We start from the raw sequence: 23852 nt of genomic DNA, 5'->3' as shown, positions 1-23852 counted from the left end.
CTGCAGGCGAATGGCAGTGCTTGCTGTTCGTGGCTGGCACACCAGGCAGCCGGGGGTTGCCGACTGTTGGGTCATGGGGCCAGTTTTCGGATTGGGGAGAACCAACCCGCACGCTTGGCAATGATGTAAAGTGCCTCTTCAGTATCGCCAACGGTGGAAGGCTGGCAGAGACCAAAAAAGCCGCGTTACGTCGTTGCTTTAGGTCGCCTCCAAAGCCCCGGAAAATCGGGAACTATGGCTGTCCGGCGACGACGGGCACGTGCGAATACGGACAACGTTTCTGTAGCTCCGGACGACAGACAATGCAAACGGTTTTTGCATTCCGGAATGCCGTACTTATGCACTCATAAAAGTACAGGGATAAACTTTATAAAGCGATAGGGGAAAACAGGTCAGCAAAACAAGATAAAGGGGAAAGACCCAAAGACATATTCCAGACATATCAGCCCGAAACAGGGTGAAAAGCCCCCTCCTGATGCACAAAAGGGGCTGACACATGCCAGCCCCCAGTGAACAGCAACAAAGAACGCTGCAATCAGCGCTTCGAGAACTGGAACGAACGGCGAGCCTTGGGCTTACCGTACTTCTTGCGCTCGACCACGCGGGGGTCACGAGTCAGGAACCCGGCAGCCTTCAGGGAAGGGCGCAGCGCCGGATCAAACAGGGACAGGGCACGGCTGATACCATGACGAATCGCCCCGGCTTGGCCGGACAGACCACCACCGTTGACGGTGCATATCACATCAAACTGGTCGGACACGTTGGCAACCGAAAACGGACGGTTGACCAGCATTCTCAGAACAGGACGCACGAGGTACTGCTCCAGGGAGCGGCCATTCACAATAATCTTGCCGGAACCTGGCTTCACCCAGACGCGGGCGACAGCATCCTTGCGTCGACCGGTTGCATAGGAACGACCCTGTGCATCACGCTTCGGCTCGACTTTTGGCATCTCCATGACGGAGCCCTTCAAATCCGCGAGGGACATGGATTACGCGCTCCTCTTGTTCTTTGGATTACGGGCAGCCAAGTCCAGCACTTCAGGCTGCTGGCTCTCGTGCGGATGCTCGGCGCCGGCATAAACCCGAAGCTTCTTCAGCTGGGCACGGCCAAGCGGACCACGGGGCACCATACGCTCCACGGCTTTTTCGATAACACGGGCCGGGAAAGGACCTGTCAGAATCTGCTCCATGGTGCGGTCCTTGATGCCACCCGGATACCCGGTGTGCCAATAGAAACGCTTCTGGGAGAGTTTGCGACCGGTCAGGGCAACCTTCTCGGCATTGATGATGACCACATGGTCACCGGTGTCGATATGCGGGGTATAGATCGACTTGTGCTTGCCCCGCAGTATATTGGCGACGGTGGCAGCAAGACGGCCCAGAACGACGCCTTCGGCATCGATCACGTACCATTTGCGGGACACATCCGTCGGCTTGGCGGAATAGGTTTTCATGGCTCTCACTTCATTTATCGCCGGGTGCAGGCACCATAAGCTAGCACCCCGGTGAAACCAGGAGCGCGGAGTATGCCACGAAGAGAGAAGACGTCAACCAAAATTAATTCTTTTATATCAATGCACTAATGGTGAGGCCCTATAATACCTCTCCTGAGTGCCGCATAAAGCAAGGCATTACAGGGATTATGTGCAAAACACATTGCAATCACTCAAACATGACAACGCACTGAAAGCAGTATCTGTAACAGGGTACGCCCCCTATACTGGAAAAAGCCTGCCGTCCTGAAAGAAAAGGGAATTCCGCCTGTGGAAACGGCAAACCACCTTATCCTGATTGGTGGCAGCCTGTTGCTGGTTGCAATTCTTACTGGCGCCCTATCAACGCGCATCGGCGCCCCTTTGCTTCTGGTCTTCCTGGGGTTTGGCATGCTGGCGGGCGAAGATGGCCCAGGCGGCATTCGCTTTTCCAACTTCGAGGCCATTTACACGGCTGCCTCAGTTGCTGTTGCCATTATCTTGTTCGATGGCGGACTGCGGACATCATTACGATCTGTACGACGATCGTGGGGGCGGGCAACAGCACTGGCGACGGTGGGCGTTGTGATCACGGCCATCATAACCGGCATAACCGCCTGGATTGCCTTTGACAGCGGCGTTCTTGTAGCTCTTCTGACCGGTACGGTCGTCGCCTCAACAGATGCGGCTGCGGTCTTTCTGCTGCTGCACCAACAAGGATCGGCCGTCCGGGAGCGAGTGTCCTCGACTCTTGAACTGGAATCAGGGGCCAACGATCCCATGGCCGTCCTCTTGACGGTTACGCTGGTAGGCATGATCCTGACCAATGGGTCAACCACTGACTCCCTTGTTACCGCAGGCCTGTCACTCTTCCAGGCCTTCAGCGTGGGCACGGCAATCGGAATTGGCGGGGGAGCAGCCCTAGCCTTTCTGGTCAATCGCACCTTGCTGGCCCCGGGTCTATACCCAGTCATGCTGATTGCAGGCGCCCTGTCACTCTATGGGGTCAGCCACGTTCTGGGCGGCTCTGGGTTTCTGACCGTCTATCTGGCCGGCATCGTTGCAGGCAACCAGCGGCTACGGGCCCAAAGCGTCATTCTCCGTTTCCACGATGGTATTGCCTGGGTCAGCCAGCTTGTTCTATTGGTTGGGTTGGGGCTTCTGGTCACACCGCACCAGCTTCTGCCCGATCTTGTGCCGGCTTTGGCCATTGCACTGACCATGGTTTTCATTGCCCGCCCGGTGGCGGTGGCCCTTTGCCTAGCGGGCAGCCGCTTTGCCCTGCGGGAGAGGGCCTTTATTGCCTGGGTTGGCCTGCGGGGCGGGGTACCGATTTATCTCGCCATCATCCCTGTTCTGGCCGGGATCCCGGAAGCCCAGCAGATTTTCAATATTACCTTTACGGTCGTCCTTGTCTCCCTGACCCTGCAGGGGTGGACCATTGGCCTAGCAGCAAGGCTGCTGAAAATTGAGATCCCCCCGGCACCGGCTCAGGAGGGACGCCTCGAGGTCGATATCCCGTCAAACCTAGACCGGGATATTGTTGGTTATACCGTCGGGGAAAGCTGCCCCATGGCCGGTCGGCCTGTCTCAGAACTCAGCCTCCCCCAACGAACGCGTATTCTGGCTGTCCTGCGATCTGGCCTTGTTGTGCCCGAACGCATGCTGCATACCCTGAAAACTGGCGACTTTGTGCTGTTCCTGGCACCACCGGAACACAGCCTGACCCTTGATCGACAATTCCTGTCCAATAGCCGGAAGAAAAGTAATACAGCCCTTGGGGACTTTGTTATCCCCGGGGCGACGGCACTGGGCCCCGTCTCTTTGGCATACGAAATACCCGTTGATGGGCCTGTCGAAGGCGTCACGATTGCAGAATGGCTGAGGGACCATTTGGCCGACACTCCATCGGTCGGAGATACGGTATCAGCCGGCCCGGTCGAGCTTGTTGTTGTACAAACGGAAGGTGACGAGATCATCTCTGTCGGCATTCGCCTTGACCCGACACGCTCGGACCTGTGGGACAAAGTTCTGCGATACCTGCCCCGATGGCTGCGGGTGCATATACATACACACGAGTAAGCACGGCAGCCGACAGTGGAGATCATGACGATGGACAAAAGCCCCATGCACTTCCGTCACACGCCAGACCGACTTCCGCAGGATCAGCATGCCCTGATTGCCTATCCGGATTCTGTTCTGCGCAGCATTCTTGAAACCGTACGCGTTATTGCCATGGTGGGGGCTTCTGACAGGCCGGAACGCCCAAGCTACGGCGTGATGGCCTTTCTGCAAAAGAAAGGGTACCGGGTTATCCCGGTCAATCCGTCACTGGCCGGTCAAACCCTGTTGGGTGAGCAGGTCTTTGCATCCTTGGGCGATATTCCCCATGATTTTGACATGGTGGATATTTTCCGGAAAAGCGATGCCGTATCCGACATTGTGGACGAGGCCATCCGCCTAGCACAACAGCGCCATATAAAGATCATATGGATGCAGATCGGCGTACGGAACGACCACGCTGCCTCCACGGCCGAAGCCGCAGGCCTGTCTGTCATCATGAACCGCTGCCCGAAACAGGAATATCCCCGCGTCATGTCAGCCTGATCAGACGCGGGGACCAAACATCTATTCACGCCATCATCACACGTTCAGCAGCAGGAACTCACGCTCCCAAGAGCTGATGACATCCTGATAGGCATCCCACTCCGCCCACTTCACCGCCGTAAAGGCAGCCCCGAACAAATCCCCCAGATGCTCGTGCAGGCGCTGTGCCTTCTGGAACTTCTCAATGGCATCAGGCAGATGCTTTGGCAGATCATGAGCCTTGGTATAGCCTGATCCCGTTATCGGGTTTGATGGCTCCAGACGCTCCACCATGCCCAGATAGCCGCATAACAGCGATGCCGCAATGGCAAGATAGGGATTGGCATCCGCACCGGACAAACGGTTCTCGATGCGGGTATCGCCGGCTTCCGAGTTGGGGACACGCAAACCAACCGTCCGATTGTCGCGCCCCCAGTGCATGTTGATCGGGGCCGAGAAGTTCTTCACCAGCCGCCTGTAACTGTTGACGTGCGGCGCCAGCAGCAACATGGCCTGGGGCAGGTAGGTTTGCAAACCGCCAATATGCCAACGGAAGAGATCGCTTTCTCTGCCATCCCGGTCAACAAACAGGCTGAGCCTGCTGTCACGTTCGACTACAGACTGATGCAGGTGCATGGCGCTGCCCGGCTGCCCCTCCAAGGGTTTGGCCATAAAGGTCGCGTACACATTGTGACGCAGCGCTGTCTGATGCACCGTACGCTTGAATAGGAAAACCTGGTCCGCCAGATCCAGGGGGTCTCCGTGCTCGAAATTGATCTCCATCTGCGCAGGCCCGGACTCGTGATGGAGCGTATCGACATCAAGCCCTTGGGCTTCTGCATAGTCATACACGTCCTCGAACAGAGGATCGAATTCGTTGACCGCATCGATCCCGAAAGCCTGACGCCCGATTTCAGCCCGGCCTGAACGCCCGATGGGGGGCTCCAGAGGATAGTCAGGGTCCGTGTTGACCTTGACCAGATAAAACTCAAGCTCGGGGGCAATGACAGGGGCCCATCCCTTTTCCTCATACAGGCGCAACACCCGGCGAAGAACGTGGCGGGGCGCAATATCAACCGCACTGCCATCCCTGTAATAGCAATCGTTGATAACCTGGCAGGTCGGCTCGTCGTACCACGGAACGACTCGGACCGTGGATGGATCAGGACGCAAATACATGTCCTGATCCACATCCTCCATCACATCCTCTTCGGGGTAATCCCCCGTGATTGTCTGAATAAACAAACTTTCAGGCAAACGTAGCCCACGGTCTTTCAGACCAGCAATAAATTTGTGGGCAGGTAATATTTTACCCCTTGGTACGCCCGCAAGATCGGGAACAAGGCATTCCACTTCGGTCATGCCACGCTCTGTGATCCACTGGACCAGATCTTCTGTTGTCAGGGGCCCTCCACTATCGGTAGAGGAAGGAGAAGAGGCCGGGGCGCCGCTCGGCGCGGCTTCGGTCTCAGACATGCAACGCCTCGTCTGTAAAGTCATACACTGGCAGATGATAGCCTGACATACCCCGCAGAGACAACCATGACAACAGACGAAAACAGCCGTATGTACACGCGAAACGGGCGGACGTAGAATGACTGGACGCCCGTGCCGTGATCCATATACGGCGTCCGGGACTTCCGGGGGGAGGAGAACCAAGCCATGGATTATGCCGTTCTGACAGGGCTGACGGTATCCGTTGCCGCCTTGGTTATAGGACTTTTCTTCCTGCTTTCCTATCTATCATCCCTTGTCAAATCGGCCTATCAGATAAAGGTGGAACTCCGCTCTGACATGGAGAAAAACCTGCGCCATATTCGGGATGAGCTTGGAAAACAGTCGCGCCAGTTGCGGACAGAGCTTGTCAAGGATGTCAGTAGGATCCGCCGGTCGCTGGAACAGGACAGCGCAGTGCGCGTTGATCGCATGGAACACGACCTGCGCGCCACAACGGAAGAAAGCATACGCAAACACGAAGCCACCGTACGTGAGCACATGAGCATCATTGCATCACGCCTTGCGCAGATTGAAGATGACATATCCCGAGCATACAAGAACACAGCGCGACAACAAGCATCGCGCAAAGTGCAGCGGGACACGACACGAAGACCGAGCCAGGACTCCAAGGAAGCCGGAGCCAGAGCAGCACACATGATGGAGCTGTTAGAAGCCCGACAAGAACAGGCTGAAACAAAGGCCACAGATCAGACGCCCCCCCTTCCCCAGCCGGTTGATTTGCCGGACTTCGGCAATCCGACCCGACAATAGAAAATCTGACGCAGTGCTACTTAGGGAACTCAGGAGACCTGACTACGGATCCAGGCGTCCAGAGCCCCAGATTCCTTGCGGGTCACACGCAATCCCAAACGGGACCGTCGCCATAGCACATCGTCTGCGCTGTGGGCCCATTCATGCTGGATCATCCACTGCACCTCCCGGGCGGTAAGGCCTGCCCCGAAAGCCTCCCCAAGATCAGACCAGCACGACGCATCACCCAGAAGATCGTTCACACACGTACCATATGCACTGAAAAGACGGTGCGCCTGACGCGCGTTCAGAAAAGGATAAGCTCTCAACAGGTCTGCAACGTGCCTGTCAAAGTCAACGGGATCAAAATCACCGCCCGGCAGACAGGAAACCTCTGTCCACGATGGGCCAAGGTCGGGAAAGAACTCACGCAGACGTTCAAGGGCTGATTCGGCCAGCTTGCGGTACGTCGTTATCTTGCCACCAAAGACGTGAAGAACAGGTGCCATATCAGAAGACCTGTCAACACGCAGGACATAATCACGTGTCACGGTATGGGAAGCCGAGGCACCATCGTCATACAAAGGCCGAACGCCAGAATACGTCCAGATAACATCCGAAGGACAAACAGAATGGCGAAAATAACGCGAAACCGCCGCGCATAGATACGCAGTCTCCTCCCCCGAACAGCAGGCATCCGATGGGTCACCACTGTAATCCAGATCTGTTGTGCCAATCAGGGTAAAATCATCTTCAAAAGGCAGAGCAAAAATAACGCGACGATCCGTGTGCTGAAGGATGTAGGCTTTTTCATGGCTGAAAAGCTTGGGAACCACAATATGACTGCCACAAACTAGACGCACCCTCTCTCTCAGACCTTCATGAGATGACGCACCATCAATCACGTTAGCCATAACATCATTCACCCATGGTCCGGATGCATTGACCAGAACTTTTGCCCATACATCACGTTCACGGGATGAATCACGCGACACAACAGTCAGGCACCATCCTCCTGCATCTCGGCGGGCCCTGATACACCGTGTACCACTGTCAATAACAGCACCACGCCTAGACGCATCGCGCGCATTAAGAATTACCAACCGCGCATCATCCACCCAACAGTCGGCATACTCAAACCCCTTCTGAAAGGCCGGCAACAGGGGCGCACCGGACGGATCAACCCGTAAATCCAGGGCACGGGATGCAGGCAAAATCTGCCGTTGCCCCAAGGCATCGTACAGGAAAAGACCAAAACGCAGGAACCAGCGCGGGCGCAAACCCGGTGCCCAAGGAAGGATAAAGAATAGGGGACGAACAAGGTGCGGAGCGGACCGCAACAAAACGTCCCTTTCAGCCAGAGACTCCCGAACCAGACGAAATTGCATATGTTCAAGATAACGCAAGCCACCATGAATCAATTTGGTGCTGGCTGATGAGGTTGCTGATGCGAGGTCATCACGCTCACACAAATACGTTGACAAGCCGCGCCCGGCAGCATCCCGCGCGATACCGCACCCATTAATGCCGCCACCAATAACAGCAAGGTCATAGGGTGCATTATGCGCTGTCATTGCACACCTCTTACGCCGTTCCCTGTCCTGCAGAACAGAAAATACTGAACAAATTTTCTACATCCCTATCCTTAAGGATGATCAATTTTCATATAAAGATAAAGAGGTTCAAGACATTTACAGAACTGCATCAGCGCATCTACCATAGATCTATATACCGACAATTCCCTCTTAACTTTTAAAACAACAAGCCGAAAACAAGGAGTAGAAACCAGACATCTTTATCGTGTTTTTACACCTTGACCGGGAAAAGATGATCCTTATGCTTCCTCGCTCATATCTTGCATGAAAAGGACACACGATGATCCTGTCTTTCCGGCAGCAGGAAATCATGGATGCGGCTCGTGAATCCGGAAGGGTCTTGGTTGATGACCTTGCGTCCCGCTTCCAAGTCACACCGCAAACTATCCGCAGGGATCTGAACGAGCTGTGTGAACGTGGCATGCTAGCCCGGGTCCATGGTGGTGCGGTGCTGGCCTCAGGGATCGAAAATGTCGGCTACGAAACACGCCGTGTCATCGCTGCCGACGAAAAGAACGAAATCGGGCGACTGTGTGCATCGGAAATACCGCATAACGCATCCCTGTTCATGAATATTGGCACAACGACAGAAGCTGTTGCCCGTGCCCTTCTGGGCCACAGGAATCTGCTTGTCATTACCAATAACCTTAATGTTGCCAATACACTGACCCAGAACCCATCATGTGAGATCATTGTCGCCGGTGGCCTGCTTCGCCGCTCTGACGGTGGCTTGGTCGGGGAAGCCACCGCCGAGTTCGTCAAAAAGTTCAAGGTTGACTACGCTGTTATCGGGGCATCTGCCATGGACGAGGATGGTGCTCTTCTGGATTACGACTATCGGGAAGTGCGCGTCGCCCAAGCTATTATTGAGAATGCACGTCAGGTGTTTCTGGTCGCAGACCGCACAAAGCTGTCACGATCAGCACCTGTACGGATCGCCCATATAAGCCAAGTTTCAGCCTTGTTTACAGATGAGGTGACTTCCCCTCGCCTTTCTCAGGTCTGTACGCAGGGGGGTGTCAAGGTCTTCTGCACCGCAAATGCCATAACCCGAATCAGTGTCCTGCAAGACTAATTTTCACAGCGACTGTGCTCCTGTAACCATGACACAAGACCGGAAGCCGCGTGCACACCTGTTGCTAGGCAAGCTGTCAGCAAATATCCTCCGGTCGGTGCTTCCCAGTCCAGCATCTCTCCGGCACAAAAAACGCCCGGCCAAGATGACAGCATCAGCGAGGAGTCCAGTTCTGCCCGCACCACTCCCCCCGCCGAACTGATGGCCTCTGCTATGGGGCGGGGGGCTGACAGCGACACAGGCAACGCCTTGAGGAACCGGGCCAGATCATCAGGACGGGACAATGTAGAGGGATCGGCACACTCGCGCAGCAACGCGGCCTTGACGCCCCCCAACCCAACAGTTCTTCTAAGAAATGTTGACCAAGACTGACGACCACGGGGTGATGAGAGACTTCGCACCACCTGCTCATAGCCACGGTCAGGCAACAAATCCAGACAGGGCACAGCCTGGCCATCTCTTTCTACGGCATCCCGTAAAGCGGCTGCAAAGGCATAGACAAGGCCACCCTCTACCCCGCTGCGGCTGACAACCATTTCGCCCTTCCGGGAAATACCTTCAAAAGACAATGCTACAGCCTTGAGAGGTTCTCCTTCCCAGCGGGCCATAAAATGATCGGACCAAGCCCTCTCAAAGCCGCAATTGGCAGGACGCAGCGTGGCAACGGAAAGACCCGCAGAGGACAGAATATCAACCCAGGCACCGTCAGATCCAAGCCGTGGCCAACTGGCACCACCCATTGCCAACAACACAGCACGCGCACGGACAGATACACGCCCTTCCGGACTTTCAAACACCCAGTCTCCGGACGAAGGACGCCCGATCCAACGATAACGGGTGTGAATGACAACACCTTGGCTGCGAAGCTGCCTGAGCCAGGAACGCATTAAAGGGGCCGCCTTGAAGTCAACGGGAAAGACACGTCCCGATGTACCCACAAATGTTGCAATCCCGAGATCGGCAGCCCAACGCTGAACGTCTTCTGGACCAAAAGCCCTGATCATAGGTTCCAGCCAGGACCTTTGCTCCCCATAACGACCTAGGAAAAGATCCTCAGGCTCGGAATGCGTCAGGTTAAGCCCCCCTCGCCCCGCCAACAAAAACTTGCGCCCGGGGGAAGGCATGGCATCGAAGACATGCACATCCGGAAAAACAGACGAAATCTTCTGTGCGGCGATCAAGCCAGCCGGTCCTGCCCCGATGATAGCCACATTCACGGTCTTCACAGATGTACACATTACGTCTTTCCAGCCTGATCAGGCGCGGACCATAGCAGTGTCAAAACCTGAAAGCCAAGGCCCATTCACGCACCATGAACCCGAGCATGACCCGATCATGGCGCTTGCCCAAATGGGCCGGGCGTGCATCATGGGAACAAAACTGGACAATAGGTTTCTTGGTGGACTATGGCTCTTGATGATTTGGATCGACGCCTTCTGGCACTGCTGCGTGATAACGCGCGGCTACCGGTTGCCTCCTTGGCGGGTATTCTTGGCGTGTCACGCGGCACTGTCCAGAACCGCTTGGATCGCCTTCAAACAGACGGAGAAATTCTTGGTTTCACAGTGCGAACCCGCTCTGAAGTGACTGGACCCACCGAAGGAGTGCGCGCCATTACGCTAATCCACGAACAGGCACGCACCAGCGAGAACACCCTGCGGGCCCTGCGTGAAATCCCCGAAGCAAAAACCATCTACACGTCCAATGGACGTTGGGACATCGTTATGGAAATGCAGGCGCAATCCTTGTCAGAACTGGACAATGCCCTGTCATATATCAGAAAGCTCAAGGGCGTGGAAATCACAGAGACCATAATACTTCTCACACCACACAAATTATAAGAACGAAAGAAAATGAACAGCAAAACACCGTCATAAAACCAGAATAAAGCCTGCATTGTATGCTCTCATTTGCGCATATAAATAGAATTGAATACTGAGCAATAAAAGGTAAAATACGGGAACGGTAGTAACTGCTTCGGATAATCTTTGCCATGCCGTTTGATATTTATGGAACGTACCATGATACATGCACAGAAGGCTTGGATCCGGATCCCTGCTCCCCGGCGGGTCGCGTGACCGCCATTCGCGGCATTCACGCCTGCTTGACATACTTGCTTCACGAGGCTGAAGCCCTGAGCCCAGAACTTGCCAGCTCTATCCATTCAGCTATCAGCGCAGCTGAAGATGTCATGCAAAAACAACCCGACATGCGTAACTAAATTACCCACGGCCACTTGCTTGATCTACCACCCCGGGTCATCACGGTAGCATGGCGCTGTTTGTGTGCAATTAAATTAGATTCCCGGCATACGCCGTACCACGCAGAGAAAAGTGCAAAAATCATGGGTTGATAGACTGATCCCAAAAAACCATAAGAAAACTATCCACCCACCGAGACACAGGTGTAAACTTGTCTGAACAGTCAAATAGCGATGCAGACAACAACTGCCGAGACAGCCAAACTCCACCTTGTATACCAAGGTTTTTTTGCCTGCCCGCTTTTGGTCCTTCCTGTTCGTGTCCATCCCGTCACAGGCCAACATCACTCTGGCAAAAGAGCTGGCACAAGCAGTTCATTGCGTTCATTATCGTGCACAACAGGGGATCACTGGAGAGTGTGAAAACATGGGTGACTTGACCCCCAGCCAAGGGCATATCGTACCTTCAACAGGAGGGCGTACCGCCGCTGGTCGCGACGAGCAGGTTTTTGTAACTGTCTACGTCGAACGCCAGCTGTTTGGGATCCCGGTAGAACGCGTCCAGGACATTCTGGTCCCCGAAAAGATTGCCCGCATCCCGCTCGCACCCCCCGAAGTCGCGGGCTCCATCAACCTGCGTGGCCGCATTGTAACCGTTATAGATGTGCGCACCCGTTTGGGCCTGCCCAAACAAGCTGAATCCGAGACGCAGGGACACGTCATGTGCGTCACAGTGGAGCTAGGGCAAGAACTATACAGCCTCAGGGTCGATAGTGTGGGGAATGTTCTGACGCTGCCAACGCGTGGTGTAGAGCAGAATCCATCTACGCTAGATCCACGCTGGCGCGGCATCTCAGCCGGCGTTGTGCGGCTGGAAGGAGAGTTGCTTATCGTCTTGGATGTCGACTCCTTCCTCGCTTTTGGAGAAGGTGGATTCACATACGCCAGCCGATAGAACCTCTTTTCTCAGGAGATTGCAGGTGTTCGTCTAGGCAATAGCTTCAGACAACTGATCCCCGGACTCGTGCTCCAAGGACAGCACTTCACGCTCGACAGCCTCGACAAGGGCCTGCATGAAGCTTTGCTCTACCTCGTCATAACCTTCTTCCGACTTGCTCTCCCAGATCCGTCCCTGATCCTCCAGACGTCTCAATGCCTCTACCAGACGGGGGCAACCAAGCAGCATGGCATTCCCTTTCGCGGCATGTGAAATGCGCACAACATCTACGCTTCTGCCCTGAATAACCATCTGACGTAACTCTGCAATATGAGCCTGCATCGCCTCCAGAAAGCCGGGCAACAGCGTTACAAAGGATGGGGAAACAGAGGAAGAAAGACGCGAGACAGCTCCGCACATGGATAGATCAACACAGGCCGCAATCTTATTCCCCGACAGGAAGCGATCAAGAAGCTCCAGCAACTGTTCGCGTCGCAGGGGCTTGATAACATAGGCACAGCAACCCGCCTCCAGAGCCGCTTCCCGATCCTCATCCCGGGAACTGGCCGAAACAGCAACAACAGGAACAGGCTGACGGCCAGCGCATTGCTCAGCAAAGCGAATACGCCGTACAGCTTCTATCCCGTTAACCTGGGGCATCTGGATATCCATGAAAACGAGATTATACTCCTCTGGCCTAGATTGAAGGCAATCGATAGATTCTGCACCATTGCGCGCCTCGACAACACAAAATCCAAGGCGGTTCAACATTTCACAAGTCACCAGTCTATTAAGGTCCGAGTCATCAACCACCAGAACTTTTATGGCCTCGGGCGCCCTCTCCCAAATCCGCGGCATACGGACTGGTAGAACATCTTTTACAAGATTGACACGTTGAGGCCCGATAGAGAGAGGGATCGTAAAACTGAAAACAGATCCCTGCCCAACAGTGCTGGATACAGAAATCTTGCCACCAAGCAAGGTAACTAGGCGCCTAGAGATAGCCAAACCAAGACCGGAACCAACAGACTTCCCTATCAATTCACGATTGGCCTGAACAAAGGGGTCAAAGATGGAATCACATGCCCCTTGTGCAATACCCACACCGGTATCCTCAACATCAAAGCAGAGGACCCGATGATCTCCAGATGAAGAGCCCCGCACACGGACCTCGACATGACCAACCTGTGTAAACTTCACAGCATTGCCAACAAGATTGGCCAAAATCTGACGCAGACAACGGGAGTCCCCCACCCATGTTGCCGGCAATTCCGGGGCAACAATCGCACGCATTTGTATTCCCTTGGCTTTTGCCTCCCCGCGGAACATATCCGTAACGGCCCCCACAACACGCCGCAGGTCAAATGGTTCGGCCTCAATCCGTATGCCACGGGCTTCGATCCGCGAAAAATCAAGGACACTTGTCAGAAGATCCAACAAATGATCGCAGGCACGCTGCAAGACACGCACGTGCTCTCTCTGTGCTTCCGTCAGGTCACTGACCGACAAGAGATCAACTAAGCCCAAAATCCCGCTCATCGGGGTACGAATTTCATGACTGATCATGGCCAGAAAATCTGACCGCGCTTTCCCTGCCGCTTCGGCCTCATGTTTTGCCCGTCGCAACGTCTCCTCAACATGAAGGCGCCTGGTTGCATCACGAAGGGTAATCACCAGCTCCTGTGGCCGACGCTCCGGAGAAACACCCGGTATAGCCCGTCCACGCAGCGACAGGGGAACAGAACGCTCATCACGGGAAAGCCCGCCGATCAACTCTGCAAATGTCTGCTCCGGATCTAGGAAAAGGCCGTGCAGGGCACAGTGAAGGCGGCTCCGGTCTGCCGGAGCAATAACAGCGAGAAGATCCATCCCTTGCATGGTACCCGGAGGATAGCCAAAAAGATCGCCCGAGGCGGCGCTATGAAAGGTAATACGCAGATCCGCATCCAGAACCACCACCAACTCAGGCAGATACTCCAGAACTGAACGATGGCGAACCTCGTGCTCGGCAAGTCGCTCTGACACATCACGGTGGCTGGCATTGATACAGTACTGATGGACAAGTTCGCGATAACGTGCCCATCCACCGGCAAGGAGAAAAATCCCGTAACCGATACCGGCAAGCCCAATCAGCGGTAAAATAGGTCCATCATCGCCAGCAAGTACAGCCGCAGGAAAGAATAAGGCCCCGCTTGCAAAACCAAACATAGCCGCAGGCAAAGGGGCATAATTCAACACCGTAATCGCAGCAACAGCAACCAGAACCAACAGATACAAAAAGGCTTCAGGCCCGGGCAAAGCCCCCCCGAACGTTACAATACCGCTTCCCCAAGCCAAGCCTTGCAAGACAGCCAGAACAGACAGGCCAACTTCACAAGTCAGAAGTGCCGATGAGATACTGGCAAGGCGAGCACGCCAGAATATTCTCCAGACAACAGCAAATAATCCAAATGCAAGAACACTGCCCCCCCAGAGAATCCCGCCAACCATATCAACAGGAACAGCGAACAGCAGGGCAATAACTGCCAAGGAGGCAGCTATATTGGCCAAAACGCGAGCAGCTATAGAGCCAGACAAGTACCTCCGGAGCAAATGCTCCCGCAACGGACGCGAATTACCCGACGGAAATGCCCCCTCCCCCACATCAACAAACCAGAACACAGTGCCTCGCCCACCCATATACACCCCAAGGCGTAAAGGAAGCACAGATACCACCAGACAAGCAAGAACAGGATGTCAGTCAGAAGAGATATCCACGTCACGATATACTTGCGCACGGCCACCACGCTTGGCCGCATAAAGCGCACGATCTGCAGAAGCAAGAAGCTGATCCGCAGCAATACCTGCTGTTAGTTCCGCCACACCGGCACTGAATGTAAGGGTGAATGTTTCTGAACCACTGTGATGGGTAATATCACGGAAGGCATCCAGAAGCTCCCCCCCCACACGCAGGGCATCGGACCCCTTGGTACCGGTCAGTAGAATGGCAAATTCTTCCCCGCCAAGACGACCACACAGGTCACCGGACCGTAGCCGCTGGCGCAAAAGCCGGGCCAAGGACTGCAATACGGCATCACCCGTTGGATGCCCCCACGTATCATTGACTTTCTTGAAATAATCCAGATCGAGAAGCATGACGGAAAGCGGATTCCCGCTACGGTGGGCCTGTGCAATCTCGACCTCCAAGCGCTTGTAGAAAGCGGCGTGATTGAGCAGACCGGTCAAACCATCACGACTGATCATACCCTGCAACTGCCGGGATCTCAGAATACGCTGCCGCACCAAGGCAATCAGATACTCCATATCAACCGGCTTGGTGACATAGCCATCTCCACCAGCACGAATGGCATCAATGCGTGATTCTAGGTTGTCATCCCGCGTCAGGAAAATCAGTGGCAAATTTGTATAAGCGGGCTGCTGGCGTATAGCAGCCGCAACCTCAAGACCACTGAAGTCAGGCATATGCCGGTCAATGACCAACAGATCTGGCCGGAACACGCTGATCACATCCAGAATATTTTCAGCATGCGGCAATGTTTCGCACGAAATACCAACCTCGGACAGCACGTGCTCGCAGACAGCCAAGATAGCCTCGTCATCATCAACAATAAGAACACGCGGCACAGCATAACCAATGGGGCCGGCGGCATGCTCGATGGCATCAACAACCTCGGCGCCGCCACTGCTAATATCGATGACAGAACCCGCACCGTTATGCCACGCATCGACACGGCACCGCAGGTCTATCTTGTCTGATAAAATAACCAAGGACACAGAGGGTGGGCACAGGGCCCGAACCTGATCAGCAGAAAAACCGGATACTGTAGCATGCCTGTCAAACAACACAGCCCGTAGCTGATTGTCCTGTAACAATGCCATAAAGCAATCCCGGTTACTGCACAGGGATAGCTCTAGGCCAAAGGGTTGGAGCTCTTGGGCTAACCGTGTGAACTCCCCAAGCGCAGAGGACACAAGGGCAATAATACGGGGCTGTCCCGATGGTGCATCCTCTGCCCCGTCGTGAGACAGGGCAAAAAGGGTGCTGTCTTCCGCATTGGTTGCTTCCATACGCAGAACAACGCGCTCGAACAAAGCGCGCATTTGCCGAACATCACGTACAGAAGGTGGAGACTGACGCTCGACCAGTGCATTGATCATCACTTCCAGCGCCATGGCCGCACGCCCGAGCGCTGCAAACCCCATACTGCCGGCAGATCCAGCCAACTGATGGGAATCACGCCGGAAATCAGCAAAGCAACGATCAAGACGGATATCCTTACCCGTCTCGGCAAGCGACACAAAATGATCAACGGCTTCCTGCATCGATACACGCCGTGCATCAAGGGAATGGACATAGCGTATAATCAAATCACGCAGCTTGCCTTCGGTCATATACCCTCCGCACGCTGCCAGATTGTCCGGACTTGTTCAGCCAATGTCATGGGGTCGAACGGCTTGCTGATAACGCCGGCTGCTCCCATATCAAGATAGCGGGCCACTTCGTGCGACTGGACCTTGGCTGTCATGAAAGCAACAGGAACACGATCACCGCCTGGAAGCTTCCGCAAGGCTTGCAGGGTACCCGGGCCATCCATGCCCGGCATCATAACGTCCAGAAGAACGATCTGGGGATCTGCCGAGGGAAAAGCCGACAACGCCTCATCCCCCGATGAACAGGCCGTTACCTCCAACCCTCCGACATCAACCAAGGCCAAAGTGGCAATGGCTTGAATATCAGGGTCATCTTCCACGTAAAGCACCCGCTGCAGGGTCACCATGAACCCTCCTTGCCATGTCCTGTCGGTTGCGCACGCCCGGAATCACCAACAGCCGGAATATCAACATAAAATGTTGTTCCCTGCCCTTCAACTGAATGAAATCCAATGTGTCCACCGTGATGCTCGACGATCGCCTTGGCAATGGACAAGCCAAGCCCGGTCCCCCCCTTGGCGCGGCGATCCGTGGAGTCGGCCTGTGAAAATTTCTGAAAAATATCGTCACGAAAACTTTCAGGAATACCGGGGCCGAAATCCTCTACCGTCAGGTGCACCATTGGTCCCGACAACTGGACACCAACGTTGACCGCGCCGCCAGATGGAGAAAACTTGACCGCATTCGACAGAAGGTTTGTCACAACCTGAAAAAGCCGGTCCCTGTCCCCATGTACCATGACATGGTCAGGTAAAGCTGTCGCAATGACCTTGACCTTGTACTGGTTGGCAAAAGCCTCGTTATCCGTAATGGAGCGCCTTATGACATCAGAGAAGTCAATAACCTGCATGTCAAAGACCATGCGGCCTGCTTCTATCTTCTGGATATCCAGAATGTCATTGACCAACCGGATAAGCCGCTCACAGTTTGAGTGGGCAATATGGATCAGCTCATTCGCCTTCTCGGGAAGAACACCGGCCGCACCGGCACCAACCAGCCCCAGTGATCCACGGATTGACGTCAAGGGTGTTCTTAATTCGTGACTAACTGTAGACACGAACTCGCTTTTCATTCTCTCTACACGCTTGCGCTCGGAAATATCACGCACTACGCCAATAAAGAGACGAACACCACCAATCCAGACCTCACTGACCGCCAGTTCAATGGGAAAAAGCTCTCCGTTCTTTCGCAGAGCCTCCAGCTCGCGCACCATCCCGATAGCCTTGGGAACACCGTGCTCCAAATAATCGGCAATATACTGCCCATGATGAGCTGCATAAGACTCTGGCATCAGCATGGAGACATCGTGGCCCATCATATCGGCCGCCGTATAACCAAACATTCTTTCTGCCGCGGGGTTGACAGATAGAACCATGCCTCGCTCGTTGATTGTTATAATTCCATCAACAACGGTGTTAACGATGGTACGGAACCGCTCTTCGCTATCCTGCAGCGCCTGCCGGGCCAAGTAGCTTTCCGTAATGTCTAGGGCTGTTCCCCGAAATCCATTCAGATGACCATCCTCTGTCAGAATGGGAAGCCCGGACAACCGCAAACGAACAGATGTTCCATCGGCGCGCGATGCATCTGCCTCCATCCGAAATCCTGTCAAGCGCCCTAGGGAGGACTCAAGAAACCTCCGGGTCTCTCCACGCATGAAAGAGACAAACAAACAGCCTTTCATATCGGGCGGACGATAACCAAGAACACCCTGCACGCGCTCTGTCACAAAGACGATGCAACCAGCCGCATCAACTTCCCAGACAAATTCCCCTGATGCTTCAGCAACATCCCGAAACCTTTGCTCGCTTTGCCGCAACGCGCTTTCAGCCGAAAGACGGCGACTGATGTTACGGGCTATTGCGAAAATACCAGCACTGTCACTGACAGCCGTAAAGGACAGGGGCGTCTTGTTACCACCTACCCCCGTCACATGAACAACAAATTCCTCAACCCTTGCCCCCTCAATCAAACGGGCAACAACATCATGAAATGCCTTGCGGTCATCGGAAACAACAAAGTCCGATAACAACTTGCGGAGCAGGCTGCCCGGCTCTACCCCCAGCACATACCCCCACGCAGGATTGACCGACACAAAAGCACCCTCCGGATCCAGAATACACACCGGATCCGGAGACAGCTCGAACAAACGGTTACGATCTGCAATCGCCCGGGACAGTGGCCACCACAGCAGGGACAAGGCGACCAACGCTCCGAAAAGAAGAAACAGTTCCCGTACAAGGGTGCTGTACCACTCTGCCAAGGCAACCGACCATGGCCGGGACAAGATCAGGGCCAAGGGCAGATCATCGACCCGACGAATGACCGTCATCCACTGTTCATCCTCAAGAACAGTATCAACCAGAAGGGACTCTTCTACCGGCAATGGACCCAGAGGGAGGCTATACACCTTGCGCCCTGTCCAATTATTGCGCTGGGGAGGTACTTCGGCCTCAACCACCGCACCCGTTCCTGTCACAAGAACAACAGACGCCCCGGTTCGTGAGGCAAGATAGCGAACGTGCGATGCAAGGGGAACCGTTCCGACTGTTGCCAAGATTACTCCGGAAAACGCCCCGTCAGAACTGGACAACCGGCGCGCCATGGCAATAAACCATTCGCCGCTGATGCGGCCGGTTACGGGGTCGCCGACAAACAGGACATCATTGCCTTCGTTCAACCCATCAGCAAAGAAACGAAAATACTGCCGGTCTGCAACATTAAGACGGGGAAGGATGTCATAGCCACTGTGAAAAACAACATCACCATTCTGGTCAAAGACCAGGATATCATCAATTGCAGGAGTAGACATGGCGTGGCGGCGCAACTGGGATACAATGCTGGCATAGCGTGACTGGACGTCAAAACTGCCTGCCTCCAGAACAGAAAGCGCCGAAATCAGGGCCACATCCACAGCACGCAGGGAAGACGAAAGAGCTGCCGCAGACGCCCCCACCATCGCCACAGCTTCCCGACGCGATGATTCCAGCGCACGGCCATGGCTCTGCCACTCGAACCAGATTGTCCACAGGACAAGAAGGCCCAAGGCAGAAAGCATAATGACAATAACAGACCTGTTCTGGCGCACGGGAACGGCCTTTCCCACAGCCAAGCGGACACAGATACGCCCGCAGTGTCATCCAACGGTACCAAAAATACACGCCAAAGACGAAAGAGAATTCTTTTGCTGGAAAAGAGTTGGTCCGCATACCACCAAGAAATGATACATCAGAAAAAACTATCAACAAATTGGATCAATCAACTCTTAAGAGACATCATCCGGATCCCTGACACCGAACTCCAGCGAACCATTGCCCGCCCAGCGCCCTGATCAAAAAAGCCTGTAAGTCAAAATCTGGGTATGACGCCAAGACACCCGATGCAGCCTGCCCGAAACATTCACCAGAAAAACACCGCTGCAGAAACACAGAACCGGGCTGGCCAACATTTTCCACCAGAACTTGGCTGCCTGGCCGCACCAGCAACAGAAACTCGGGCCCATCGCCAAGAGAAAGAGTGGACATATCCTGTAGCAGGCTGGCCAACCGGATGGCACTGATCGGCCACAAGGACGAGAACAGGCACGAAGCTGCACGTGGAACAAAGACAAGATTATCAATGGGGCCAGAAAGGCTTGCAATGTCAAGATACGGGCTTTCTGCATACTGGCTGAGACGGTGACACTCCCATTCAAGGGCCGCAACATCGACTAGCCAAGGGATTCTGGCCAAGTTGTCCTGCCCACCTAGGAATGCAGGGAACCCTTCTCCGGCATCAGACAGGCACGGAACATGAACAGGATAGGCACTGAGAAAAGCCCTAACCAAATCGTGGAAGCAATCTGCGCCAACCACGCGTCGTACAGCAGGAAAAACAGCCGCCATGGTATCGACCTGACCAGATAGAATCCTGCTGCAATGAACAGACAGCCCCGGTCCTTCCAGCCATTCATCAAGATGATGCCGGAAGTCGTCCTGCCCAAGCAACACTTTCGCAAAATACGATTGCAGATCCGCCCAAGACGGGGCCACGCGATCAGGAAAGACAGGCACGGGCATCCTCCTGAAGCAGGATATCCCGTGCTATAGTAGCTTCATCAAGTAATGTGGACAGGTGGGGAATGTTGTTGTCCCACTCCACCAAGACCGGAAGCGCACCCCGTATCGCAACAACCTGTCGCAAAAGATCCCAGACAGCAGATGACACACGACTACCGTGATCATCAATCTTCAAGATCCGCCCATCGTCCAGAATGGTGTGATGATGACCGGCAACATGGATCTCGTCTACCAAGTCGAGTGGAAACGATCGCATACACAGCTGGTAGTCCAGCCCCATATTGTGACAGCTGACAACAACATTATTGAGATCAAGCAGCAACCGGCAGCCCGTCCGGTGTGCCAAGGCCGCAAGAAATTCAGGTTCCGGGATAACCGAGTGGCGAAACCACAGATAACGGGACGGATTTTCAACAAGAACAGACCGCCCCAACGCCTGTTGGAGTGTATTGATGTTCCGCACCACAACTTCCAAGGTCTCATACGTCAGCGGTACAGGAAGCTGATCGTGAAAATAAGCAGCATCATGGTGGCTCCACGCCAGATGGACAGAAAAAAGGCACGGATTGAAGCGATTATGGAGTGCCAACATGCGCGAAAGGAATGCTGGGTCATCCCCACAGGATGACCCAGGTGATAACCCTACAGAATGAAATGAGAGGGGCCACTGCTCCGCGATCTGGCACAGTCCGGCCAGCAAACCTCCACCTTCCACCAAATAATTCTCGGGATGAATTTCCAGCCAGCCTGGAATAGACCTCTCACACGAACGCAGCTTAACAAGGTCCGTGCAATGCTGTGGCCTGAACCCAATTCCGGCCATAGAACAAGGAGCAATGCCTGTACCCAGGATCCGCACGCCCACAGGACAGAACCTCGCCGACCGCTACTGTTCAGGTTCCAAGTAAACACCAAGAAACCTGAGATCGGTTGTGGTTACAGCTGTACTTTTCATAATAAAATACCCTCGCTGAAACTGGGCCCGCAAGCATGTGGACGCGATAGTCTAGCAAAATCAGGGGGTCACACTGATCACATATGTGTGAGCGGAGAAAGATCGGACCGCTGCTTGCCACGCAGGGCCAACGCACCCAGCGTTTCATCAAGAGCCTGCTTCAGAACAGCCCCGTCCGGGCCACCCGCAACCAGAAGCTCTGCCAGTTTCTGACACCCCATACGACGGGCTGTCAGCTGAAGATCGGTAACAGATAACGTACCATCCCTAGTGCTTGCACCACCACACAGGGCCCGGACATCATCTAGGAAAATATCCAGTAACACGTCCACCTGTTCGGAACCAAGAGCACGATCAAGGTGATCAAGGATCGTATAGTCCAAGGTATGGGAGCGACCATCTGCCCCCTCTACGCGATCAGGGTTACTATCCTCTGTCGGAGCACACGGCAGCATGACCCGAACCGTAAAGGATGACCCCTGCCCTTCTTGGCTGTGCACGGTAATACGGCCATTCATCGCACCAACTATCTTTCGGCAAATGGCCAGCCCCAGCCCCGTCCCCCCAAAACGCCGTGAAATGGAACTATCTGCTTGCGAGAAGTGCTCAAACAAACGATCGAGCTGTTCACCCGGAATCCCGATACCGCTGTCAACAACACGGAGATCCAGCAACATGGATCCATAATCATCATCAGCATGCTCTTCCTCTGCAGGAACAACAGCGGCTTCCGCATGCAGGCACACATATCCCTTTTCTGTAAACTTCAGGGCATTGGACAAAAGGTTGAGCAACACCTGCCGCAGCCGGGATGGATCACCAAAGACCGGAAGATCAACAGGACCCTCGGCATCCCATGACAGGCTGATATCCCTCTCAGCAGCAGCGCCAGCCATCAACGCCATCACATCGCGGATCATGTCACGGGGCACAAAACGCACTGTTTCCAGATCAAAGTGTCCCGACTCCAGCTTGGAGAAATCCAGAATGTCATTCAGAACTTTCAGCAGGGATTCACCGGATCGTAAAATCAGGTCGGACAGTTCCTTCAGGTGCTCATCATCCAGATCATCGCGCAAGATCTGGGCCATACCAAGAATGCCGTTCAGGGGTGTCCGAATTTCATGGCTCATGACAGCCAGAAAATCCGATTTTGCCCGCGCGGCCTGCTCGGCATCCAGACGGGCCTGGCGCAGGGTTTCCTGATACTGGTGGCGCTGGGTCACGTCACGCACGGTTGCAACGAATTCCAGAATGCCCTGATGCTCCATACGGCTGATGGACAGATCCATCGGGAAGACAGATCCATCCGGACGCTGCCCGGTTACCTCGCGGGCTTCCGTCCATTGCTGCGGCATAACGCGACCGGCACGGCACTCGGCGAAGGTACGCAGAACATCCGTACTATGCGGAGGAGCAACCAGATCCTTCAACGAAAGACCGTTGTGAACCAAGGACGACGAACGAAAAATGGCTGCGGCAACAGGGCTCGCTGAAAGAATGGCGCCTTGGTCGTCAGTGACCAGAACACCTTCCGGAACGGCATCAAGAACCGCACGGTAATGAGCCTCGCTTGCCGACAAGGCCCGCGTTCTCTCCTCCACCATCTGCTCCAACGCCACATTGCTGTCAGCCAGAACACGACGACTGTTTTCCAGTGCCTCGATAGCCTCATAGGCACGCAATGCCGAAATGGTCAGGGTCAATAATTTCTGGGCCGTCAGCTCTGTCTTCGACTTGTAGTCATTGATGTCGTAACGCATCACGACATCCCGCTCTGGGGCCTGTCCGGGCTGTCCGGTCCGCAGCACAATACGCATGGCATCCAGCTTCATGACGTCACGAACATGCGAGACAAGTTCTAGGCCCGAATTCTCGGTTTCCATGACAACATCAAGAAGCATCAGAGCAATGTCGCGGTTCTGCTCGAGGAGAGAAACAGCCTGACGAGCTGAGTACGCCGACAGCATCCGGACAGGACGACTGCGGAAACTGAAATCGCTGAAAATAATACGTGTGATATGATGAACCTCGACGTCATCATCAACAACCAAGACCTTCCATGCATCCTGCATGGCAGGATCTGTTGCTGCCGGAAGCGGTATCAATCCGTCCGCAGCCACACCGGTACCGGCTGGCTCGGGCAGAAAGTCGATCGCATCATCAAGATCCATCATGCAGAGTATAATCCAGAACACGGTGCCAAGGCAGGTATTGTGCCCATCACAGCTTGTCTTCTCAAGTTCTGGTACTTGGATTCGTGACAGTCTGTAACCATTTCGCGCTTGCACGTT

Annotated in this window: 19 protein-coding genes; 7 read left to right on the top strand and 12 right to left on the bottom strand. The window is 54.5% G+C overall.

Going from position 1 to position 23852, the window contains the following annotated elements; all coding sequences use genetic code 11:
• Nucleotides 1-535: 535 nt before the first annotated feature.
• Nucleotides 536-988, bottom strand: a complete 453-nt coding sequence (gene rpsI / locus AY555_RS07300) for a 30S ribosomal protein S9 (protein WP_066135203.1) — start codon at nucleotides 986-988, stop codon at nucleotides 536-538.
• Nucleotides 989-991: 3 nt separating this feature from the next.
• Entirely contained in the window at nucleotides 992-1456 is a 465-nt protein-coding gene (rplM, locus tag AY555_RS07295; protein ID WP_066135201.1) for a 50S ribosomal protein L13, read from the bottom strand.
• Nucleotides 1457-1765: 309 nt separating this feature from the next.
• Here rplM and AY555_RS07290 point away from each other — a divergent pair, with 309 nt between their 5' ends.
• Nucleotides 1766-3556, top strand: a complete 1791-nt coding sequence (locus AY555_RS07290) for a potassium/proton antiporter (protein WP_066135200.1) — start codon at nucleotides 1766-1768, stop codon at nucleotides 3554-3556.
• Between the two features lie 24 nt (nucleotides 3557-3580).
• Entirely contained in the window at nucleotides 3581-4081 is a 501-nt protein-coding gene (locus tag AY555_RS07285; RefSeq protein WP_082812079.1) for a CoA-binding protein, read from the top strand.
• 36 nt (nucleotides 4082-4117) lie between these two features.
• Here the strand turns inward: AY555_RS07285 and AY555_RS07280 are convergent, their stop codons facing one another.
• A complete protein-coding gene (locus AY555_RS07280) occupies nucleotides 4118-5422 on the bottom strand; it encodes a glutamine synthetase family protein (RefSeq protein ID WP_066136764.1) in 1305 nt (434 codons plus the stop codon).
• Between the two features lie 300 nt (nucleotides 5423-5722).
• Between AY555_RS07280 and AY555_RS07275 the strand changes: the two genes are divergently transcribed.
• On the top strand, nucleotides 5723-6328 hold the full coding sequence (locus AY555_RS07275) for a hypothetical protein (protein WP_066135198.1): 606 nt from the start codon (nucleotides 5723-5725) through the stop codon (nucleotides 6326-6328).
• Nucleotides 6329-6357: 29 nt separating this feature from the next.
• Here AY555_RS07275 and glpD read toward each other — a convergent pair whose 3' ends face one another.
• Nucleotides 6358-7881: a glycerol-3-phosphate dehydrogenase gene (gene glpD, locus AY555_RS07270; protein ID WP_066135195.1), complete on the bottom strand. Its 1524-nt coding sequence runs from the start codon at nucleotides 7879-7881 to the stop codon at nucleotides 6358-6360.
• A gap of 301 nt (nucleotides 7882-8182) precedes the next feature.
• Here glpD and AY555_RS07265 point away from each other — a divergent pair, with 301 nt between their 5' ends.
• The gene (locus AY555_RS07265) at nucleotides 8183-8977 is read left to right on the top strand and encodes a DeoR/GlpR family DNA-binding transcription regulator (protein ID WP_066135193.1); all 795 of its coding nucleotides are present in this window, start codon (nucleotides 8183-8185) and stop codon (nucleotides 8975-8977) included.
• On the opposite strand, the gene AY555_RS07260 is transcribed toward AY555_RS07265, so the two are convergent.
• A complete protein-coding gene (locus AY555_RS07260; protein ID WP_066135191.1) occupies nucleotides 8974-10215 on the bottom strand; it encodes a TIGR03862 family flavoprotein in 1242 nt (413 codons plus the stop codon). The genes AY555_RS07265 and AY555_RS07260 overlap by 4 nt on opposite strands.
• A 168-nt stretch (nucleotides 10216-10383) precedes the next feature.
• Between AY555_RS07260 and AY555_RS07255 the strand changes: the two genes are divergently transcribed.
• The 3 genes from AY555_RS07255 (at nucleotide 10384) to AY555_RS07245 (ending at nucleotide 12132) form a co-directional block, all read left to right on the top strand.
• The gene (locus tag AY555_RS07255; protein WP_066135189.1) at nucleotides 10384-10818 is read left to right on the top strand and encodes an Lrp/AsnC family transcriptional regulator; all 435 of its coding nucleotides are present in this window, start codon (nucleotides 10384-10386) and stop codon (nucleotides 10816-10818) included.
• A gap of 152 nt (nucleotides 10819-10970) precedes the next feature.
• Nucleotides 10971-11198: a hypothetical protein gene (locus AY555_RS07250; RefSeq protein WP_066135187.1), complete on the top strand. Its 228-nt coding sequence runs from the start codon at nucleotides 10971-10973 to the stop codon at nucleotides 11196-11198.
• A 406-nt stretch (nucleotides 11199-11604) separates the two neighbouring features.
• Nucleotides 11605-12132 carry a chemotaxis protein CheW gene (locus AY555_RS07245; protein WP_066136762.1) on the top strand — a complete coding sequence of 176 codons (528 nt, stop codon included), beginning with the start codon at nucleotides 11605-11607 and terminating at the stop codon, nucleotides 12130-12132.
• Nucleotides 12133-12165: 33 nt separating this feature from the next.
• Here AY555_RS07245 and AY555_RS07240 read toward each other — a convergent pair whose 3' ends face one another.
• The 7 genes from AY555_RS07240 to AY555_RS07210 all read right to left on the bottom strand — a co-directional run bounded on the left by AY555_RS07240 (nucleotide 12166) and on the right by AY555_RS07210 (nucleotide 23735).
• Nucleotides 12166-14820: a PAS domain-containing hybrid sensor histidine kinase/response regulator gene (locus AY555_RS07240; protein ID WP_156483329.1), complete on the bottom strand. Its 2655-nt coding sequence runs from the start codon at nucleotides 14818-14820 to the stop codon at nucleotides 12166-12168.
• Between the two features lie 30 nt (nucleotides 14821-14850).
• The gene (locus tag AY555_RS07235; protein WP_066135184.1) at nucleotides 14851-16506 is read right to left on the bottom strand and encodes a diguanylate cyclase domain-containing protein; all 1656 of its coding nucleotides are present in this window, start codon (nucleotides 16504-16506) and stop codon (nucleotides 14851-14853) included.
• A complete protein-coding gene (locus tag AY555_RS07230; protein WP_066135181.1) occupies nucleotides 16503-16892 on the bottom strand; it encodes a response regulator in 390 nt (129 codons plus the stop codon). Before AY555_RS07230 ends, AY555_RS07235 begins: the two co-directional genes overlap by 4 nt.
• Nucleotides 16886-19651: a PAS domain S-box protein gene (locus tag AY555_RS07225; protein WP_245176975.1), complete on the bottom strand. Its 2766-nt coding sequence runs from the start codon at nucleotides 19649-19651 to the stop codon at nucleotides 16886-16888. Before AY555_RS07225 ends, AY555_RS07230 begins: the two co-directional genes overlap by 7 nt.
• Nucleotides 19652-19820: 169 nt before the next feature.
• On the bottom strand, nucleotides 19821-20597 hold the full coding sequence (locus AY555_RS07220) for an HvfC/BufC N-terminal domain-containing protein (RefSeq protein ID WP_066135177.1): 777 nt from the start codon (nucleotides 20595-20597) through the stop codon (nucleotides 19821-19823).
• Nucleotides 20581-21426: a DUF692 domain-containing protein gene (locus tag AY555_RS07215; protein WP_156483327.1), complete on the bottom strand. Its 846-nt coding sequence runs from the start codon at nucleotides 21424-21426 to the stop codon at nucleotides 20581-20583. The genes AY555_RS07220 and AY555_RS07215 overlap by 17 nt, the downstream gene beginning before the upstream one ends.
• 209 nt (nucleotides 21427-21635) lie before the next feature.
• Nucleotides 21636-23735 (bottom strand): sensor histidine kinase, encoded by a 2100-nt coding sequence (locus AY555_RS07210; protein ID WP_167798423.1) that lies wholly within the window; start codon nucleotides 23733-23735, stop codon nucleotides 21636-21638.
• Nucleotides 23736-23852: the final 117 nt, after the last annotated feature.

It is taken from the genome of Haematospirillum jordaniae (assembly GCF_001611975.1).
Classification (GTDB): Bacteria; Pseudomonadota; Alphaproteobacteria; order Rhodospirillales; family Rhodospirillaceae; genus Haematospirillum; species Haematospirillum jordaniae.
This window is presented reverse-complemented; position numbering and strand designations above follow the sequence as displayed.

Bases quoted from the DNA above. Each gene is read 5' to 3' on its own strand.
- rpsI (WP_066135203.1), bottom strand. From the start codon at position 988: ATGTCCCTCGCGGATTTGAAGGGCTCCGTCATGGAGATGCCAAAAGTC.
- rplM (WP_066135201.1), bottom strand. From the start codon at position 1,456: ATGAAAACCTATTCCGCCAAGCCGACGGATGTGTCCCGCAAATGGTAC.
- AY555_RS07285 (WP_082812079.1), top strand. From the start codon at position 3,581: ATGACGATGGACAAAAGCCCCATGCACTTCCGTCACACGCCAGACCGA.
- AY555_RS07280 (WP_066136764.1), bottom strand. From the start codon at position 5,422: ATGACCGAAGTGGAATGCCTTGTTCCCGATCTTGCGGGCGTACCAAGG.
- AY555_RS07275 (WP_066135198.1), top strand. From the start codon at position 5,723: ATGGATTATGCCGTTCTGACAGGGCTGACGGTATCCGTTGCCGCCTTG.
- glpD (WP_066135195.1), bottom strand. From the start codon at position 7,881: ATGACAGCGCATAATGCACCCTATGACCTTGCTGTTATTGGTGGCGGC.
- AY555_RS07265 (WP_066135193.1), top strand. From the start codon at position 8,183: ATGATCCTGTCTTTCCGGCAGCAGGAAATCATGGATGCGGCTCGTGAA.
- AY555_RS07260 (WP_066135191.1), bottom strand. From the start codon at position 10,215: ATGTGTACATCTGTGAAGACCGTGAATGTGGCTATCATCGGGGCAGGA.
- AY555_RS07255 (WP_066135189.1), top strand. From the start codon at position 10,384: ATGGCTCTTGATGATTTGGATCGACGCCTTCTGGCACTGCTGCGTGAT.
- AY555_RS07250 (WP_066135187.1), top strand. From the start codon at position 10,971: ATGCCGTTTGATATTTATGGAACGTACCATGATACATGCACAGAAGGC.
- AY555_RS07245 (WP_066136762.1), top strand. From the start codon at position 11,605: ATGGGTGACTTGACCCCCAGCCAAGGGCATATCGTACCTTCAACAGGA.
- AY555_RS07235 (WP_066135184.1), bottom strand. From the start codon at position 16,506: ATGACCGAAGGCAAGCTGCGTGATTTGATTATACGCTATGTCCATTCC.
- AY555_RS07230 (WP_066135181.1), bottom strand. From the start codon at position 16,892: ATGGTGACCCTGCAGCGGGTGCTTTACGTGGAAGATGACCCTGATATT.
- AY555_RS07215 (WP_156483327.1), bottom strand. From the start codon at position 21,426: ATGGCCGGAATTGGGTTCAGGCCACAGCATTGCACGGACCTTGTTAAG.
- AY555_RS07210 (WP_167798423.1), bottom strand. From the start codon at position 23,735: ATGATGGATCTTGATGATGCGATCGACTTTCTGCCCGAGCCAGCCGGT.